We start from the raw sequence: 17,550 nt of genomic DNA on the forward strand, positions 1-17,550 counted from the left end.
AGGCTGCCGACAAACCAATCGGTATGCCGGCCCTGATCCTCAAGTAATCCTGAGCCAGGCTCAGGAGGAAACTAGAGGTAACTGACGGTCACTATGGCCATGCTATTGCTGCCTTCTGACAGCTTGTAATTCAGGGTGCCATTGATGGCGTTGAGGCTGCCAGTTTGTCTCAGGCTGGCCAAATCCAGGGTTTGGCGCTGTGCGCCGGAATAGCAGGTCACGCTGTTGTCAGAAAAGTCACAGGGTGATTCATAAATGGTGCCAGTCAGGGTCACTGTGCCATCGTAAGCCGACGCGGTAGCGGGCAACAGTGCAGCACCAAGCAGCAAGGCGGTGGCGGCTGAGGAAGCGCAACGGATAATGCTTTTGCGGACAGAACCGGTGGAGGGGATGCAAGTGTTCATTTTATGTCCTTTTCGTCACATGTCGTTGTACGAAAAGGGCAACGCAATCAAAGAGAATGGCATTCAGATCATGACATCACTCTTCTCAGTTGGCAGCTCCGCTGTCTTAGGTATCTACACCCTTAGACCGGTGGCTTTGCGTCCCGACCTTTCGATCGGTTTGCCCTTTACTCTATGTCCGGATGATAACACCCCACTTTGAGAAATCAATCGCTATAAAAAAAGATGGGATATAAGTCACACCTCACAAGTGCCGATTAGTATTGGTGGGAAAATATGCCTGTTCCATATTGATGATTTTTTATTTCCTTCCAATTAAATTAATAGTTATGAATTCCTGTAAAGAGTGAGCCAACAACTGCGGATGTTTTAAAGCCAATGTTATTTGACATGGAAACGTTGAATGTTATCCCTGCCGTGAGAGCAAGGTGTGACCTCTTGTGCATCACAGGCAGCTTCAGATAATCCTGATTGCCTGATTGCCTGATTGCCTGATTGCCTGATTGCCTGATTGCCTGATTGCCTGATTGCCTGATTGCCTGATTGCCTGATTGCCTGATTGCCTGAACGTGATCAGAAACATGGCCAGGAGAGTATATTTACCGTGCTCAATGTTGGTTTTTTGTTAATTTGGTTTGTGGTGTGATTAGGTTATTGGTTAATTTAATATCACCAATGTTCAATACAGTGCTGACAATGGTCTTTTGTTATTTTAATGTGTTACAGGCTGGCTGTAAGTGCATGATTTTAAAGTATTTAAAAAAAGATTTATAAAAATCAAAATGTATTTGATGTGCATCAAATACGTCGTTAATTTGTTTCCCAAGCAAAGGTTGAAAGCAGTATTTCTACACGGCTTACATGGATATGTATTCGTGCAGATATAAAAGGTAGCGGGAACTGCCTTTGATACGGTCTTCTACCTTGGCTTGATTAAATTGGACATACACAGAGCAACTGATTGTCTGGCTCATATCTTCATCGGCTTAATGAAGTAAAAGTCATGCAAGAGTAGCTGTGTGGCATATCGCCTCATTATTTAACACTGTGACTCCAGCATGGTTTAGGTGATGAGATAAAACACACGTTAATGTAGGTATAAAGAATGAACGCTAATAAAATTTTGGTTGCTATGGGTGTTGGTTCCATGCTGCTGTGCGGCTCTGCTGTTGCTGCCGGCGGTGCTGGTTCAGGTAAAGTCACCTTTAACGGTGAAATTATCAATGCCCCTTGCTCTGTTGCTCCTGAGTCTGTTGACCAGGTTGTTGAAATGGGCCAGATCAGCACCAAAGAGCTGGTCAAAGGTGGCGAGTCCAACTCACGTCCGTTCAGCATCAAGCTGCTGAACTGTGAAATCACCTCTGATGAAGATGCTGTTAAAGTGACCTTCAGCGGCGCCAAAGATCCTGTCGATTCCAGCCTGCTGGTGATCGGTGGCGGCCAGGCAGCTGGTGCTGGTATCAAGATGACTGCACCGGGTACTGGCGCGGCTATCGTTCTGGGTGAACCTACCGCCGCTTTCGGTTTGGTGAACGGTGATAACGAGCTGCCCTTCAGCGCCGTGCTGAAAGGCTATGCCGACCAGACTGCCAACCCGCTGACTGCCGGTGCCTTCACTGCAGTGACCAACTTTACTCTCTCCTACGAGTAATAGTCTGCCTTAACGTGTGATACGGGTTGTGGTGGTGCAAACCACCACAACTTCACACATGGTTTCCCCCACATCGTGCCTTGACCATGAAAACTCCAATGATTGTGCCAGTCGTATTGCAGGTTGTGATGATGGCAATGCCTGTGTATGCAAATGAAGTAACGGATGGGTTGGCCGAGTCAGGCTGCACTTTGGATGAACAAAGAAAAACTCCCCAGCAACAAGCCAACCACAGAGTACTGAAAGTCAGTGGTTGTCAGATAGAAGGGCGAGTGGATACCTCACTGCCTTTTATATCCATGTCTGTTCATGGAGTCGTGAATGATGAACTGGGTATTGTCAGTGATGGGAAATATCACAAGGTATCTGGGGAATATTTTATTGTCTCCGATATTGTCAATCGTGATATGGAACTTGATTTGAGGGTGAATAATGGAGTGTTGTTCTATCCGAGCAATACAGCCCTATTTGAACTCAATTATATGTAAGCAACCCGATTGCTTAGTGTAGATACCTCATTATGTGAGACCGTTATGTTACCCCTAGAGTGAATATATGAGCGTTTCAACATCAAACTCTGTTAGAACACATTATCTAAAAATGGCTTTTATGCTATGCGTGCCTTGCCTGTTGGCTGTGGCAGATAACGCGTTGGCAGAAACGGAGTTTAATATTGATGCGCTTGATCTGGACGAGCGAACCAAGATAGACCTTTCCCAGTTTGCAGATGAAGGTTATATCCTGCCGGGTGATTACTATCTTGAGATTGAGGTCAACAAGAACAAGCTGCCACTCCAGAAAATCCCTTTTTATGAAGTGGAAGACGGCAAGGGAAAGGGCGGCGTTGCCTGCTTGCCTCAGGATCTTGTCCCCAGGATGGCGCTGACGGATGAAGCCATCGCCAAGATTGACAGCTGGCATCAGGGTCAGTGTGCCAACCTCCTGGCGCTGGATGGGGTCATCATCTCCAATGATATTGGTAACGGCTTGCTGAGGATTGCCGTCCCCCAGGCCTGGCTGAAATACAGTGACCCCAACTGGATTCCGCCCGAGCAGTGGGACGTCGGCGTCACTGGTCTGATGCTGGATTACAACCTCAATGCCCAGGTCAATGAAGGGCGCGACTACTCCAACAGCAACCTCAGCAGTTACGGTACCCTGGGGGCGAACTACGGTCCCTGGCGCCTGCGTGGCGATTACCAGGCCAGCGCTTATTGGGGGGATGACGAGCGGTCGTCAGCCGAGCTTAACCGTCTCTACGCATACCGGCCTCTGTCGACCATGGCCGCCAAGCTGACCGTGGGCGAACAACAGCTCAACTCCCAATTGATCGATGGTTTTCGTTATACAGGTGTCAATCTGGCCAATGATGAGCGCATGTTGCCGCCCAGCTTGCAAGGCTATGCCCCCGAGGTGAGCGGCATCGCCAAGACCAACGCCAAAGTCACCATCTCCCAGTCTGGCCGCATCATTTATGAGACCAACGTGCCTGCCGGCCCATTTCGTATTCAGGGATTGGACAGTTCTGTGCGTGGTCGCCTCGATGTGCGGGTGGAAGAGCAGGATGGCAGCGTCAGCTCTTTTCAGGTGGATACGGCAACCGTGCCTTATTTGACCCGGCCAGGGTATGTTCGCTACAACATCTCGGTCGGCGCCCCATCAGAACTGGGTGACTCTGCTCACGATATCCATGGTCCTGGTTTTGTGACGGGGGACTTCTCATGGGGGGTGGCGAACTCCTGGTCTCTTTATGGTGGTAGTCTGGTTGCTGGCGAATATAACTCCATGGGCCTGGGGATTGGTCGCGACCTGTATGCATTCGGTGCTATTTCTGCTGACTTGACCCAATCCATTGCGAAATTACCGGGTTTATCTACCAAGATTGGCCAGTCATTTCGGTTGAACTATGCCAAGCAGTTCGATGAATACAACAGCGCCATCACCTTTGCGGGTTATCGTTTCTCGCAACATAACTTCATGACAATGTCGCAGTTCCTGAGTAACAAGGATCGACTGGAAAATAATAACGTTGCATCGAGTGATGATTACAATACCTGGGGTGATAAAGAGCTATATACCATTACTGCCAACAAGACATTCTGGGCTGATGATGCCGCCAAGGCATTGACCATGTATATGGATTACACCCATAGAACCTATTGGAATCACGATGCGGAAGACCGTTACGGCCTGTCCATCAACAAGAATGTGAATATTGGCAGTTTCAAGGATGTCTCTCTCTATTTGTCTGCTTACAAGACCAAGACAGAGAATTATGAGGATGACAAGAGTGTCATGCTGACGGTCAGCATGCCGATCGGGGACAGGAAGAGTGCGGGATACAGCGTGCAGTCTTCCAACGGCAAGGTCACCCACCTGGCAACCTATCAGGATTACAGCCGGCCGGATGATACCTATCAGCTGGGAGCCGGGGTGCAGAGCAATGGTCATGCGGTCGCGCGAGGTTATTACAACCACAACAGTGACATCGGCGCCGTCAGCCTCAATGCCTACAGCGTACAGAGCGAATACACCTCGGTCGGTGCCAGCATGCGGGGCGGTTTGACGGCGACCGAACATGGCGCCGCCTTGCATCAGGCGACCCGACGTGGAGGAACCCGCATGATGGTAGATACCGGCAAGGTCGCCGATGTCTCTTTCAATAATGGACGTGCGGTGACGAACCGGTTTGGAGTGGCCGTGATCAGCGATATGACCGATTATCGCAAGAGCGATACCCGTATCGACGTGGACCAGCTGAGCGATGACATAGATGCCATGAATGCCATCAAGCAGGGAACCCTGACGGAAGGTGCGATTGGGTATAATGCCTTTGAAATTGCCCAAGGCTTCAAGTTGCTGGCCAGCGTCAGGCTGCCCAATGGTTCCTATCCGCCCTTCGGTGCGACCGTCGTCAATGACGCCGGACGGGTACTCTCCGTCGTGGATGAGGATGGCCTTGTCTATCTGGCGGGAGTAAAACCGGATGAATCGTTTGAACTTTCCTGGGGTGGTGCCCGTCAGTGCAAGATAGCGGCACCGCACGAAGTAACCGATCTGTCGATGAAGACGCTCACTTGTAAGTAATGGGAACCCGATGAAAAAGCTGCTCTCTTTTACCTGTCTGGCCGTACTGGGTATGACGTCACTAAACGTCAGTGCCGCGATTGTGCTGGATCGTACTCGCGCCGTTTATCCTGGTGGCGCCAAATCCATCAGTCTCAACATCAAAAACGAAAATCAGAAGCTGCCTTATCTGGCGCAGGCCTGGATTGAAGATGCCCAGGGGCAGAAGATCGCTTCGCCTTTCGTGGTGCTGCCGCCAGTGCAGCGGGTGGATGCCAATCAGAAGTCGATTGTCAGGATCGCCTCCGTGCCTGCGATCGAGACGTTGCCAAAAGATCGCGAATCTATCTACTACTTCAACCTGCGCGAGATCCCGCCCAAGAGCGAGAAGAGCAACGTCATGCAGATTGCCGTGCAATCCAAGATAAAGCTCTTCTACCGCCCCGAGGCCATCCTCCCGGAGCGTGGTGCCGTCTGGCAGGATCAAGTGACGATCACCAAACAGGGCACAACCCTGAAGGTCAATAACCCGACCCCTTACTACGTCACCTATGTCGGTCTGGCTCATCCCAAGGGCAAAGAGAAAACATCCATTAAAGGCTTCTCTGCCTTTATGGTGGCCCCCAAATCCGAGCTGGATGCCAAGATCCCCGAGACGTTGGGCAGTGAATTCATAATCAGCTATGTAAACGATTACGGCGGATATATGGATATCAAATACCAGTGTGTCGGCAATGCCTGTAAAGCCATGAAGAGCGAGTAAGGTTATGTTACGTTCCGTTTTTTGCTCCGGTTTTTTGCTGTTTGCTGGCACAGCGCTGGCAAATGGTTATGTGATACCCAGTCCGACCCACGACTACAATATTCCACTTGATAAGACGGATATTGAAAATAGGCCAAACTTTGAAACGAAGGCGTTTGAGTGGAATTTAGGTTCATTATATTCTGGTATTGTCACGTGTCCTGATCAGAGCATTCCTAAATCACCAGTTTTTTACAAGGCAACCATGACTGGTGGTTTACCACCAGCTGGTGGTGGCTATGTGAAACTTAATGAATTCCTTGATATGAAAGTTGAAATTTGGATTGCTGGTGAGAAGAATAAATTTATAACAGCACCATTCCCAAATGAAAGTAATAATAATTACCAACATTCCTGTACCAAAGGAAAAGAGACTCGAATAAATAACTTTGGAAGTGGGGGACAGGGACGCGTTACGTTTCGTGTCAGAAAGCAAATTATCAATGGTGTTCAAATTTCAGATAGGCAAGTAGTAGAAATGTTTGGCAGGTTGGGTTCCACTACAAGCGATTTTAACGGCATGCCAATGTCCAGAATTACTATTACCTCAGCTATTTTGTATGTACCAGAAGAGTGTGTGATTAATGGTGGCCAAACAATCGAAGTTGAATTTGGCGACTTGCCAGGTAGTGGGCTGGATGGAAATAACTTTGAGAAAGTTATGCCTTTGACTTTTCAATGTAAAGGGGGGGCCTTCGAAGGTAATGCTTTGAAGATAAATCTTGGTATTTCTGGAAAGCCAACATCTTTTAGTCAGGATTATTTACGGACCACCAAGGATGGCTATCAAGGTGGGCAGGTCATTAATGACTTGGGGATCAAGTTCAAGCAACTGGATGGCTCCGCATTAAGGCTTAATGAATTTTACCCCGTCACCATGCAAGGTAATATTGGCGATTGGGGATTCATTGCTGCCCCTATATCACCAGTTGGTGCAGATATAGCCGCGGGTGATTTTTACGCCACAGCAACTATCGTTGCCGAATTCCAGTGAGGGAAAGTCACATGTTCAGGAAATTCTGGATAGGGTTGTTGCTTTGCCCATCACTGGCAGTGATGGCTGCACCACGAGCGGGTGAAGACTTGGAGTTATTGGGTAATACACTTCATCTTCATGGCCGGATTATTGACCAGCCATGCTTGGTATCACCGGAGTCAGCCGATCAGTCGGTCGATATGGGGGTGGTTGACGTCAGGGAACTCTATTCAGCCGGTGCCGGGGCCCAGGTGCCTTTTGTTATCCGCCTGACCAACTGCAAGCCAGGTATTTTCCGCATGGCCAAGGTGACCTTCAGCGGTTCGGCAGATCAGCAGATGAGCGGTGCTCTGGCTTTTTCCGCAGGTTCTGCCAAGGGGGCGGGTATCCGGTTGTATGACGCCACTCAATCCCCGCTGGATTTGGGTACCCCTTCCCGTGGCTATGTGCTGGGCAATTCAACAGAGAATGAGCTGAATTTTTTCGCTCGGGTTGAAGGCCACCCGGATGCCATCGCCGCAAGGAATATCAAACCTGGCGATTATACCGCTGTGGCCAATTTCATTGTCGCCTATGAATAACTCAAGGGTCATTGCGCTGGATGACCTTCAAGTTTTCTCTGCTGGGCCAGGAGAGAACGCCCCCCATATAGCTGGATAAATATATTCCACCCGGCAGTTGGATAAACAGCGCCTTCTGTTTCGGTGGTGTCAAGGCTGCGACCAGAGTGGCGACCATACTATTATTGATGAGTGCTTTCTGGTCAATGAAGTTGACAATGGTATTCTTTATTTCGACCGCAATATCATCATCATCACGCTCTACATCCCCGACGGAATCCAGGTTGAACAGTGTCTGTCCCTTATGATCGGTTGCAATCACGGTCGCTACCACAATCTCTCTGTTCATGGTGACAATCATCTTGCTTTTTCTGGTTATTTCTACCCAGTTCTCTGGTGCCAGGCAGCTGCTATGGTATCTGACAACGGTATGCGGATTGTTATAATAATTGTGAGAAACATTCTCTCCCTGCAACGCCATCGTTGCCACGACACATTGCAACTCCTCCATGACAGGGTGGCCCGCTCTCAACAGAAAAATATTTTCTGACAGAAGTCTGTTTTTATTGTCAATGGAAAAGTAGCTGATAGCTTCCTTTCCGATGAGAATGGAAACATGTTCATCTTCATAATGAGGGATGCGCTGAGCAAGCGGAGTCAGAGTCGCAATGTTCAATTTCAACGCATGCTCTGTCTCACTGGTCATATAGAGAGAAACATGGCTGAGATTGATCGTTCTCAGGGTATTGGCATTGGCATAATGGTAAATGAATATCACCAATGAGGTAATAGATACCATGATCAATGCAAACAGCATGATGCGTTTTGGACTGAAATAGCGGTCATATCGTCTACGGCTATATTGTCGTCTTGGTTGTGGCATGCTTGCAGGTGTTGGCATTATGTTATCAGTAGCTACCGTTTCCTCTTCTTCTCCGCTGATCTCAACCGGTGCACAGAAGATATAACCGACTCTCGGTATAGTATCGATTGCATCCAGTAAACCAATGGATTCCAGTTTTCTGCGCAGAGAGAGGATCTGACGGTTAAGGTTGGTATCGGTATTGTCCTGATTTGGCCACAAGGTCTCCTGCAGTTTGCCTCTGGCAATGACACTGCCTGCCTCATCACACAGCATTTCGAGTAGCTCTGCTTCCTTGTTGCTGAGCTTGATGTCTCTTTCTCCCTTTGAGAGCTTGAATATTGCAGCGGAGAAAATAATATCCTCTGCAATTTTATAATTTTTGTTACTCATGTGTGACTCGTCTTACCGCCAAGGAGTGCATTTTACCATCATGTGGCAGTTGTTCAAATAATGAAAAAACCACAATATCTTTAATTATCAATTATTTAGGTTTCCATTGAGGTGCCTGGCAGCGGGTATGGTACTACAGGTTATTAATTTGGTTCAAAAAACACTCAAAAAGATGGCCGTTTATGTAATCGTTCTCACTTAGCTTGCAGTCTGGGTATGTTTTTGGCCTCGTTCGCGAGTTTTGTTGAATACGGTGCGGATCGGATGGATCTGTTGTGCCAGATCTTGTCGCATGGCGGTTTATTGCTTGAAGATTGACTGCTGATACAGCTTTCGCTGTGGTTTGAGAGCCCCGCCCATGTCCGGCCAGGGTTGCCAGAGGTCCGGCACCATAAAGCCGGGTAATGTCTGCCTGAGCCAGGCGGCCAGCTCCGGATAGGGCACAGGTTCGCCATGCCAGTCGATGAAGGCGGCGGGTCTTTGCCCCCACTCATCACTCGGTATGGGCACCACCAGTGCCTGGGCCACGGCAGGGTGATCCACCAGCCGCTGCTCTATGGTTTCGGGCTGGATATTCTCGCCCCCCGAGATAAACAGATTGTCGATCCGCCCCTCCACCACCAACTCGCCGTCGGCGGTGACATGCCCCTTGTCGCGGGTGTGAAACCAGCCTGCCTCGTCGAGCGGTCGCTCCAGTACGCCCTCCTTGAAATAACCGGCAAACAAGGTGTCACCGCGTACGCAAATTTCCCCTTGTTGAATGCAGACTTCCCGCCCTGGCAGCGGCCTGCCGACCAGGCCCGCAGTGGTCGGCAGGCCGGTACAGACCTGGCTTCCCATTTCCGACAAGCCATAGCTCGACTTGGGGGTGAAGCCCATGGCCGCGAGGCGATCGACCAGCGGCTGCGGGATGGCGGCGCCGCCGAGCAACAGCTCGCGCAAGCGGGTGCGAGCGGGGTCAAAACCCTCAGCCATCAGCCGCCAGAGCTGGGTCGGTACCAGCGACAGGTGAGTGATGGGCTGGCATTCGAGGCGCGCCTTGAGGGGCTGGCTGCGCTCGTCCAGCACCAGGCTGGCCCCTGTCAGAAAGACCCGGAACAGGATGGCGTAGCCGCCGACGTGAAACAGCGGCAGGGAGAGCAGCCAGCCGCACTCCTCATCCAGCGGGATCAGGGAGGCTGAGCCTCGCGCCGAGGCCAGGTGGTTGGCGAGACGATGCACCACGGCTTTCGGTGTACCGCTGGAGCCGGAGGTGAGGATCATGTTGTTCAACTGGGCAGGCGCGAGTGGCCAGGGCTGCTCGGTAGCCGCCACGTCTGTGCTGAAGTCCAGCCGCAGTGGGCACCAACTTCCCACCGGAATTTCGTCGGCCGACCAAAAGGCGGCCACGTCCAGCTGCTGTGCCAGTGCGGCCTGTCTGGTCAGTGGAAAGGCCGGGTTGAGCGGGCAGAAAATGATACCGCTGCGCACGCAGGCCCAGGCCAGCAAGACGTCTGGCAGGGCGCCGCGCACCACTGCTGCCAGCCGGTCGCCGCTTTTCAAGCCAGCCCCTTCCAGTTGCAGGCACAGGCTGTTGAGCCTTGCATCCAGCTGCTGATAGTTGAGGGGGCTGTCTGTGTGGATGGCGATCCGGTGGGGCGCGGCTTGTGCCCAGTGGCGCACCGGGCATGGTTCTAAATGGGAGTGATGGTCAGATGTCGGCAGCATGCAGGCCCCTTCAGTCACGGTGAAACAGGGGCTCCAGCAGACTCAGGTCAGGGGTGCCCTGGGTATCCAGCAGGTCGCTTGCCAGCCAGCGTTTGGTGTCCAGGCCCGGTGCCTGATCCGGCGCCCATTCACCCGCGAGACGGGCGAGCTGGCCGAGGCCGACACCGGACTCGAAACAGGAGGAGACGATCACTTTCAGGCGCAGCTCGCGGGCGCGGGCCACCAAGGCTTCACTGTTGGCCAGAGAGCCGAGCAACATGGGTTTGAGCACCAGGGCTCTCAGCTGCGGGATGGGTTCCCAGGGTTTGCCTTGTGCCAACAGTTCGTCGATGGCCACCGGCATGCCGGTGCGGTTCGCCACGAAGGCGATGTCGTCAAAGTTGGCGCAAGGGTCTTCCAGATATTCGATCCGGTTCGGATCCAGGTGACCGCAGAAGGCCCAGGCTTCCTCACGGGTCCAGCCCTGGTTGGCGTCCAGCACCAGCTTGAGAGTGGGGATGCGATCGCACAGCAGGCGGATCAGCGCCAGCTCGTCGCGCATGGGGTAACGGGCCACTTTCAGCTTGGCCTTGCTGGGGGTCTGGTGCAGCCAGTCCTTCCAGTGTTTGAGCAGCTCCTGGGGGGAGCCTTGAATAAGGGGATAGGGTGCGGGCAGGGTGGCGGCCTGTTCAGGCCAGATCCGGCGCGCGCAATCGAACCCAAATTGCACCGAAGGCAGCAGGGGCGAGATGGGCTGTCCCTGAGCCAGTTGCTCCAGACAAGCGAGCGCTTCGGCTTGCGCTTCGGCCAGGGTCTCTTTGGAGAAACCGGGCAGGGGGGCTATCTCCCCCCAGCCCTTGTCAACGCGAACCAGCAGGCCCTCTCGCGCCACCTCCACCTTGCCGTGAAAGGTCAGGGGCTGGGTAAAAGGCAGTTGGTAGCGATAGAGAGCGAGTTTCATCAGGGATTCCGCTTGTATTTGGAGAAGTCGGGACGACGTTTCTCGTTGAACGCGTTACGCCCTTCCTGACCCTCTTCGGTCATGTAGAACAGCATGGTGGCATTCCCCGCCAGCTCCTGCAAGCCGGCCTGGCCATCGCAGTCGGCGTTGAGGGCCGCTTTCAGGCAGCGCAGCGCCATAGGGCTGTTTTGCAGCATCTCGCGGCACCAGCGCACGGTTTCGCGCTCCAGCTCGGCCAAAGGCACGACTGTGTTGACCAGCCCCATGTCGAGCGCTTGCTGGGCATCGTACATGCGACACAGGAACCAGATCTCGCGGGCCTTCTTCTGGCCGACGATGCGGGCCATGTAGGAGGCGCCCCAGCCGCCGTCGAAGGAGCCGACTTTCGGACCTGTCTGGCCGAACTGGGCGTTGTCGGCGGCAATGGTGAGATCGCACATCATGTGCAGCACGTGGCCGCCACCGACCGCGTAACCGGCCACCATGGCGACCACGGGTTTCGGGCAGGTGCGGATGTCACGCTGGAAGTCGAGCACATTGAGGTGGTGAGTGCCTTCGTCGTCCTGGTATCCACCGTAGTCGCCACGGATCTTCTGATCGCCACCGGCGCAGAACGCCTTCTCGCCGAAGCCGGTGAGTATGATGGTGCCGATATGATCGTCATAACGGGCATCGGCCAGCGCCTGCAGCATCTCTTTGACGGTGCGGGGACGGAAGGCGTTGCGGACCTGGGGACGATTGATGGTGATCTTGGCAATGCCATCGCCGGACTTGTGATAGAGGATGTCCTCGTAACCGGCGGAGCAATCGCGCCACTCGACAGGTGCGTACAGTTCCGCTTCCGTCATTGCCTCAATCATGTTTTTTTCCTTCTGATCTGGTAGAGCAGAGTTGAACAATAGAGTTGAGCAATATCGTCATGCTGGACGAGGGTATACAGTCCAGCTTCCGTCATTGCGTCAATCATGTGCACGCTCTTTTTCTTGTTGGTAATAAGCCCGCAACGCCGGCTCGGGTAAAGGGTGTCATGCCGTTTTATGGCGTACTCGCAACCCACTCCCGCAGGAGTTGGGCAAAAGTCCCGGGCTGGCTGGCGTGCAGATTGTGGCCGCCATCCAGGGTCAAGTGATTGATATTGCAGCCCTGCTTCACCAACTGGCAAGCCAGCTGATGGAATTTGTGATCCCGGCTGCCGGAGAACCAGGTCACTGGCAACCGGGTACCGACCAGCGGTTCTGCTCTTAGCCAGGCAGCGAGATCCGGCTGCTGGCCCAGCGAGGTGGCGCGCAGCATGGTCGCGATGGCAGAGCCCTGGTTGCCAAGGCGACGAGCTGCCTGGCGGGCACGAGCCGCCTCATCGAGATCGGCGAAGACCCCCTGCTGATACCAGTCGGCCAGCACCTCTGTCAGCGGTTCGCGCTCGAAGCGCCGGGCCCAGCCCTCATCGTGTTCGATGCGAGCTGCCCGCTCGGCCAGCGGCAGGCCGGGATGACAATTTTCCAGCAGCAGGGCCTGCAATCCGGCAGGGGATTGGCTGGCGTGATAGAGGGCGAGCCGCCCGCCCAGCGAATAGCCGGCCAGTCGGTACTGCTCGATGCCGAGTGCCTTTAGCGCATCACAGAGCCACTGATGAGCCTGCTCGAAGCCAGTCACTCTCACCCCTTGATTGCTGCCGTGGCCAGGAAGATCCAGCGCGTGGCAAGCTATTCCAGGCAAGGCTTCGATCACTGGCTGCCAGTCGCGGCCATCGCCGAGCAGACCGTGCAGCAGTACCAGAGGCAGTTCGCGGCTGTTCGGGTTAGAGGCCACGAATAGCCGCTCCCAGCGCCTTGAGATCCTCGGCGACTTCACTGCTCGGTACCTTGATTTCAATCAGGGTTACTTTCTTTTCCAGCGCCGGTTTTTTCAGGGCTGCGGTGTAGGACTGCTCGAATTCAGCCAGCGTGGTTGGCGCCCGATAATGGAGGCCGAACATGGCTGCGGCATGCTCGAAGTGCAGACCGTGGGGCAGGCAGTAGTAGGTCTCCAGCAACCGATCGCCGGTGGGCACCGGCAACATGCGAAAGATGCTGCCGCCATCGTTGTTGAGCAGGATCACCACCAGCGGCCGGTTCGATTTGCCGAGCAGGGCCAGACTGTTGAGATCGTGCAGGGCACTGAGATCGCCAATCAACAGGGTCGTTGGCTGCTCGCTCGACTGGGCAAAACCATAGGCGGTGGCGATGAGGCCATCGATGCCGGAGGCGCCGCGGTTGGTCATCACCCGGCTCGGACCCTTGCCCGCTTCGCCGAGCATGTCCATCAGTCGGGCCGGCATGCTGTTGCCGACAAACAACTGGCCTTGAATCAGGTTGCCCAGCCGATGACAGACGCCGAGCTCTGAGAAGCGATCGCAAGCGCTGCGGATCTGGCGGGTGGCGCTCTGCTGGCGCTCCGCCAGCCGGTGCCAGGGCAGGTGGCGAGTGCTCACTTTGTGGGTCGCGGCGAAGACGGCGGGCTCGCACACCAGACGGCGGCGCAGCCGGTAATCGGGATCGAGTCGCGCCGGCTGCGGGTCCACCAGCCAGTAATCCTGCCAGGGGTGCTGCTTGATGAACTGGCCGAGCCGCTTGGAGATGAGGCGGGCACCGAATTGCAGCAACACTTCGGCGCGGGCCAGCTCGGCTACGAAGCAGCTGTTTTGCAGGGCGAGATCCATGTGGATGAGGTTGCGGGCATCGAAGCGGATCTGGCTCTGCAGATCCGCCAGCAGCGGCCAGCCGAGGCGCTCGGCCAGCTCGGCCACCACCTGCGCCTGGGCGGGATCCTGAATGCGTCCCGCGACTATGATGCCGCGTTTGCCCTGCAAGGCCGCCCAATCGGGCTGGCGGGGACAGATCTGTTCATTCTGCTGCCAGGGGCTCCAGGGCTCGCTTGAATGGAGCCAGTCGCCGAGGGGGGCCAGATAGCCGGAAAAATCCAGGTACTCATCGCCGGGATAGAGGGGCTCGGGGTACATGCAGTTGAAATGGACTGGTCCGGGAGTCAGAGCCTGCTGGGCCAGCGCCTGATCCACCGAGCTCAGCACGAAGGCCGCGGGTATGGTCGGGGTGGGGCTCGGCAGGTTCTGCTGATAGACGGGGTAGCGACCGAAGATCCCCTGCTGATCGATCGCCTGGTTGGCACCGTTGTCGATAAGCTCGGGTGGCCGATCGGCCGAGAGGATAATCAGCGGAACGCCTGTGAGTTGCGCCTCTGCCATGGCGGGCCAAAGGTTGGCGACCGCCGTGCCCGAGGTCATGATCACCGCCACCGGTCGGCCACTGCCCTTGGCCAGCCCCAGCGCCAGAAACCCCAATCCCCGCTCGTCAAAATGGAGATGGCGGCGAAAGCCGGCATGGGCGGCCGCGGCCATGGTGAGCGGTGCCGAACGTGAGCCCGAGGCCAGCGCTATGTCTCGCACGCCGAGGCGATAGAGTTCTTCCAGCAAGAGGGAAGACCAGACGTGATTGAAGGTGGCATGTTGACTGGCAAACATGAGGCTCTCGCTGAATGAGGGGTCGATGAGAAAACGCTATCCCAGCAGGGAGAGCACATTGGCGATCTTGTTGTCGAGTTCGGCCCACTCGGCGGCGGGTTCTGATCCCGCCACTATGCCAGCCCCGGCATAGAGTGTGATTGTCTGCGCCGTGACGCGGGCGCTGCGGATGGCGACGGAGAACTCCGAGGTCTCCCGGCTCAACATGCCGCAGGCACCGGCATACCAGCCACGATCATGGGGCTCGAACTCGCGGATGAAGGCCAGAGCGGCTTCGCGCGGGGCGCCGCCCACGGCGGGGGTGGGGTGCAGGGCGTCCAGCAGTTGCCAGTCACACACACCAGGCTTGAGTTCGGCCTCTATATCGCACTTGAGGTGCTGCAACAGCCGTAGTTTCAGAATGCGCGGCTCGGTCAGGCTGGCGCCCGTGGTGAGCGGTGCCAGTCGGCTGAGGATATCGGCGTGCACCAGCCGGTTCTCCAGCCGGTTCTTGCTGTCGGCCAGCAGCTCCGCGGCCAGGGCTGCATCAGTCGCCTCATCGCCGGAGCGGCGTATGGTGCCTGCAAGTGCCTCGGTGAAGAGATGATCCTGTTCCCGGCGGTAGAGCCGCTCGGGGGAGCAGGCGATAAAGCTCTGCTCGGGGGAAAATTGAAAGCCGAAGTGGAAGCAGTCCTGAGCGTGCTGTGCCCACTGTGCCAGCAGGGCCCAGGGGGAGACGGCATTGCTGGCATCATGTGTGGCATCGGCCCTTGCGTCATCCAGGGTAAGACGGCTTTCCCGTGACAGCACTACCTTGGGGGTGTGCGCCTGAAAATCGGGGGCTGTGACCTGTTCCACCAGTTGCTGCCAGTGCGGCTGGGCAGGGCAATCCTGGCGTTGCCAGTCGCGCCGCAGCAAGGGGGAAAGCGGCGCTTCCGGCAGCAGGGCATCAAGCGCAGCTTCGGCGGCCAGCATTTCGGCATCGAACTCGGCCACCCCTTGCTGCTCCGGTAGCCAGAGATTGAGGCAAAGACTGACACACTCGCCCCGGCGCACCAGCTCGATGCGGGGCAGCACGAAACGGCAGGGGCCGAATCCCTGCCAGCCGGGCTGGGCGGGATCGAACGCCAGTCCACCGTAGTAGCGCGGGCTGTCATCATGAGGCTGGTTGGCGTGCTCACAGACTCGCTGTATGTCTTGTGGACGGGTCAGTTCCCGGATACAGCCCAGTGCCACATACTCGGGCTTGTCGTGCCCTCTGGCATGCCAATAGATGCGGGGATAGAGAGTCTGCGCCGCGAGCCAGCCCAGAAAGGAGCCGACCTCGATCGCCACGCGCAGCCGGACGAAGCCGCTGGCGTTGCTGTGACGCAGGGCGTCCAGTTGTTGCTTGATATGGGTCTGAGCCAACATGGATTTCGTCTATGAGCCGATAGTGACGGTCAATCCTGCAGAAGGATGCCGTTGGTTTATGCCAAAGGAGCGATTATTCCTATATATTATCTGCCCATTCGTCCATGTAAATCGCCCGGGGAGCTTACCTCCCGAGGCGCCAAGTATACCGAAATCCAGTTCGATAACCCTTAACACGATCAATATCTGATTGTTTGGCCATCACAATATGACAAATACCTTCTCTATCTGGTTGCTGGCGGCGCGTTTGCGAACCTTGCCGCTCGCGTGCTCCTCCATTTTGCTGGGCTCGGGGCTGGCGGCCAGTCGTGGGGCCTTCGATGGCACCATAATGGCGCTCTCCCTGCTGACCGCCATACTGCTGCAGATCCTCTCCAATCTGGCCAACGATTATGGGGATGCGGTATCCGGTGCGGACAATGGCGAGCGGATCGGCCCCCAGCGCGCCGTGGTCTCGGGTCTCATCACCCAAAAGCAGATGTGCGTGGCCATGGGGCTGACCGCCCTGGCCGCCGTGGTGAGCGGCCTCTCTCTGCTGGGTTGCGCCTTTGGCGATCAGTGGCTGCAGATCCTCACTTTCGTGGTGCTGGGTGGCGCAGCCATAGTCGCGGCCATCACCTACACGGTGGGCAAGACCCCTTACGGCTATCGTGGGTTCGGGGATATCTCGGTGTTCCTCTTCTTCGGTCTGCTGGGGGTACTCGGCTCCTACTATCTGTTTACCAAGACACTGGCGTGGGATCTGCTGCTGCCGGCCACTGCCTGCGGCCTGCTGGCGACCGCCGTGCTCAACATCAACAATGTGCGGGATATAGAGACGGATGCGGTCAGCGGCAAGATCACCCTGGCGGTGCGGCTGGGTCGCAACCGTGCCATCGCCTACCACTGGCTGTTGCTGGGGGCGGCGCTGGTCAGCACCATCGCCTTCCTGCTGACCCAGCCCGCCAGTTTCTGGCCCTGGATCTTCCTGCCTGCCATGAAGCCCCTCACCGATGCTGCGCGCACCCTGCGTGAAAGCTACGATGGCGAGGTGCTGACCGGTGCCCTCAAGAAGACCGCCATCAGCGCCTTCCTGTTCAGCCTGCTGCTCTCCATCGGGTTGGCGCTCTCCTGATGGGATGCTTGCTTGTTTTTATGTGAAAAGGGCCCCGGCGGGCTAATGCCAGTCAGTTAAGCCTGACTGGCATTGTTTTTATTGGCTTTTTTTACACTGTATTTCTGTGGCCTTGGCTTCACGCAGCGGGGGTAGCTTCGTTCCCTTCGTGCCGGCAGCACAAACT

15 protein-coding genes and 1 riboswitch are annotated in these 17,550 nt (G+C 55.4%); of the genes, 7 read left to right on the plus strand and 8 right to left on the minus strand.

The genetic code is table 11. The features are described 5' to 3' along the window. Positions 1 to 71 precede the first annotated feature (71 nt). Positions 72 to 404 carry a hypothetical protein gene (locus tag GWQ27_RS18655; protein ID WP_005316030.1) on the minus strand — a complete coding sequence of 111 codons (333 nt, stop codon included), beginning with the start codon at positions 402 to 404 and terminating at the stop codon, positions 72 to 74. An 88-nt stretch (positions 405 to 492) separates the two neighbouring features. After that, positions 493 to 579, minus strand: a riboswitch (cyclic di-GMP riboswitch). Positions 580 to 1,509: 930 nt separating this feature from the next. Between GWQ27_RS18655 and GWQ27_RS18660 the strand changes: the two genes are divergently transcribed. From GWQ27_RS18660 to GWQ27_RS18685, 6 genes are all read left to right on the plus strand, one after another. Beyond that, positions 1,510 to 2,055, plus strand: coding sequence for a fimbrial protein (locus GWQ27_RS18660; RefSeq protein WP_275908018.1), 546 nt, complete (start codon positions 1,510 to 1,512; stop codon positions 2,053 to 2,055). A gap of 98 nt (positions 2,056 to 2,153) precedes the next feature. After that, positions 2,154 to 2,543: a hypothetical protein gene (locus GWQ27_RS18665; RefSeq protein ID WP_113722064.1), complete on the plus strand. Its 390-nt coding sequence runs from the start codon at positions 2,154 to 2,156 to the stop codon at positions 2,541 to 2,543. 67 nt (positions 2,544 to 2,610) lie between these two features. Then, positions 2,611 to 5,142, plus strand: a complete 2,532-nt coding sequence (locus GWQ27_RS18670) for a PapC/FimD family outer membrane usher protein (protein WP_011899126.1) — start codon at positions 2,611 to 2,613, stop codon at positions 5,140 to 5,142. Positions 5,143 to 5,152: 10 nt separating this feature from the next. Next, complete coding sequence (locus GWQ27_RS18675; protein ID WP_058394850.1) at positions 5,153 to 5,884, plus strand: molecular chaperone; 732 nt, start codon at positions 5,153 to 5,155, stop codon at positions 5,882 to 5,884. Between the two features lie 4 nt (positions 5,885 to 5,888). Continuing rightward, on the plus strand, positions 5,889 to 6,917 hold the full coding sequence (locus tag GWQ27_RS18680; RefSeq protein WP_059169901.1) for a fimbrial protein: 1,029 nt from the start codon (positions 5,889 to 5,891) through the stop codon (positions 6,915 to 6,917). Positions 6,918 to 6,928: 11 nt separating this feature from the next. Beyond that, complete coding sequence (locus GWQ27_RS18685; RefSeq protein WP_059169900.1) at positions 6,929 to 7,480, plus strand: fimbrial protein; 552 nt, start codon at positions 6,929 to 6,931, stop codon at positions 7,478 to 7,480. A 1-nt stretch (position 7,481) separates the two neighbouring features. Here GWQ27_RS18685 and GWQ27_RS18690 read toward each other — a convergent pair whose 3' ends face one another. The 7 genes from GWQ27_RS18690 to GWQ27_RS18720 all read right to left on the minus strand — a co-directional run bounded on the left by GWQ27_RS18690 (position 7,482) and on the right by GWQ27_RS18720 (position 16,270). Beyond that, positions 7,482 to 8,714 carry a winged helix-turn-helix domain-containing protein gene (locus tag GWQ27_RS18690; protein ID WP_275908019.1) on the minus strand — a complete coding sequence of 411 codons (1,233 nt, stop codon included), beginning with the start codon at positions 8,712 to 8,714 and terminating at the stop codon, positions 7,482 to 7,484. A gap of 300 nt (positions 8,715 to 9,014) precedes the next feature. Beyond that, complete coding sequence (locus tag GWQ27_RS18695) at positions 9,015 to 10,421, minus strand: AMP-binding protein (protein ID WP_275908020.1); 1,407 nt, start codon at positions 10,419 to 10,421, stop codon at positions 9,015 to 9,017. Between the two features lie 10 nt (positions 10,422 to 10,431). After that, positions 10,432 to 11,361 carry an o-succinylbenzoate synthase gene (gene menC / locus GWQ27_RS18700; RefSeq protein ID WP_265433316.1) on the minus strand — a complete coding sequence of 310 codons (930 nt, stop codon included), beginning with the start codon at positions 11,359 to 11,361 and terminating at the stop codon, positions 10,432 to 10,434. Continuing rightward, positions 11,361 to 12,209 carry a 1,4-dihydroxy-2-naphthoyl-CoA synthase gene (gene menB / locus GWQ27_RS18705; RefSeq protein WP_197667351.1) on the minus strand — a complete coding sequence of 283 codons (849 nt, stop codon included), beginning with the start codon at positions 12,207 to 12,209 and terminating at the stop codon, positions 11,361 to 11,363. The genes menC and menB overlap by 1 nt, the downstream gene beginning before the upstream one ends. A 187-nt stretch (positions 12,210 to 12,396) precedes the next feature. Beyond that, positions 12,397 to 13,170, minus strand: coding sequence for a 2-succinyl-6-hydroxy-2,4-cyclohexadiene-1-carboxylate synthase (gene menH / locus GWQ27_RS18710; RefSeq protein ID WP_275908021.1), 774 nt, complete (start codon positions 13,168 to 13,170; stop codon positions 12,397 to 12,399). After that, positions 13,160 to 14,878: a 2-succinyl-5-enolpyruvyl-6-hydroxy-3-cyclohexene-1-carboxylic-acid synthase gene (gene menD, locus GWQ27_RS18715; protein ID WP_275908022.1), complete on the minus strand. Its 1,719-nt coding sequence runs from the start codon at positions 14,876 to 14,878 to the stop codon at positions 13,160 to 13,162. Before menD ends, menH begins: the two co-directional genes overlap by 11 nt. A 36-nt stretch (positions 14,879 to 14,914) precedes the next feature. After that, positions 14,915 to 16,270, minus strand: coding sequence for an isochorismate synthase (locus tag GWQ27_RS18720; RefSeq protein ID WP_169047312.1), 1,356 nt, complete (start codon positions 16,268 to 16,270; stop codon positions 14,915 to 14,917). A gap of 208 nt (positions 16,271 to 16,478) precedes the next feature. On the opposite strand from GWQ27_RS18720, the gene GWQ27_RS18725 reads away from it, so the two are divergent. Next, positions 16,479 to 17,384 carry a 1,4-dihydroxy-2-naphthoate polyprenyltransferase gene (locus GWQ27_RS18725; RefSeq protein ID WP_058394859.1) on the plus strand — a complete coding sequence of 302 codons (906 nt, stop codon included), beginning with the start codon at positions 16,479 to 16,481 and terminating at the stop codon, positions 17,382 to 17,384. Positions 17,385 to 17,550: the final 166 nt, after the last annotated feature.

The sequence above is a fragment of the Aeromonas sp. 5HA1 genome (assembly GCF_029237245.1).
Classification (GTDB): domain Bacteria; phylum Pseudomonadota; class Gammaproteobacteria; order Enterobacterales; family Aeromonadaceae; genus Aeromonas; species Aeromonas salmonicida.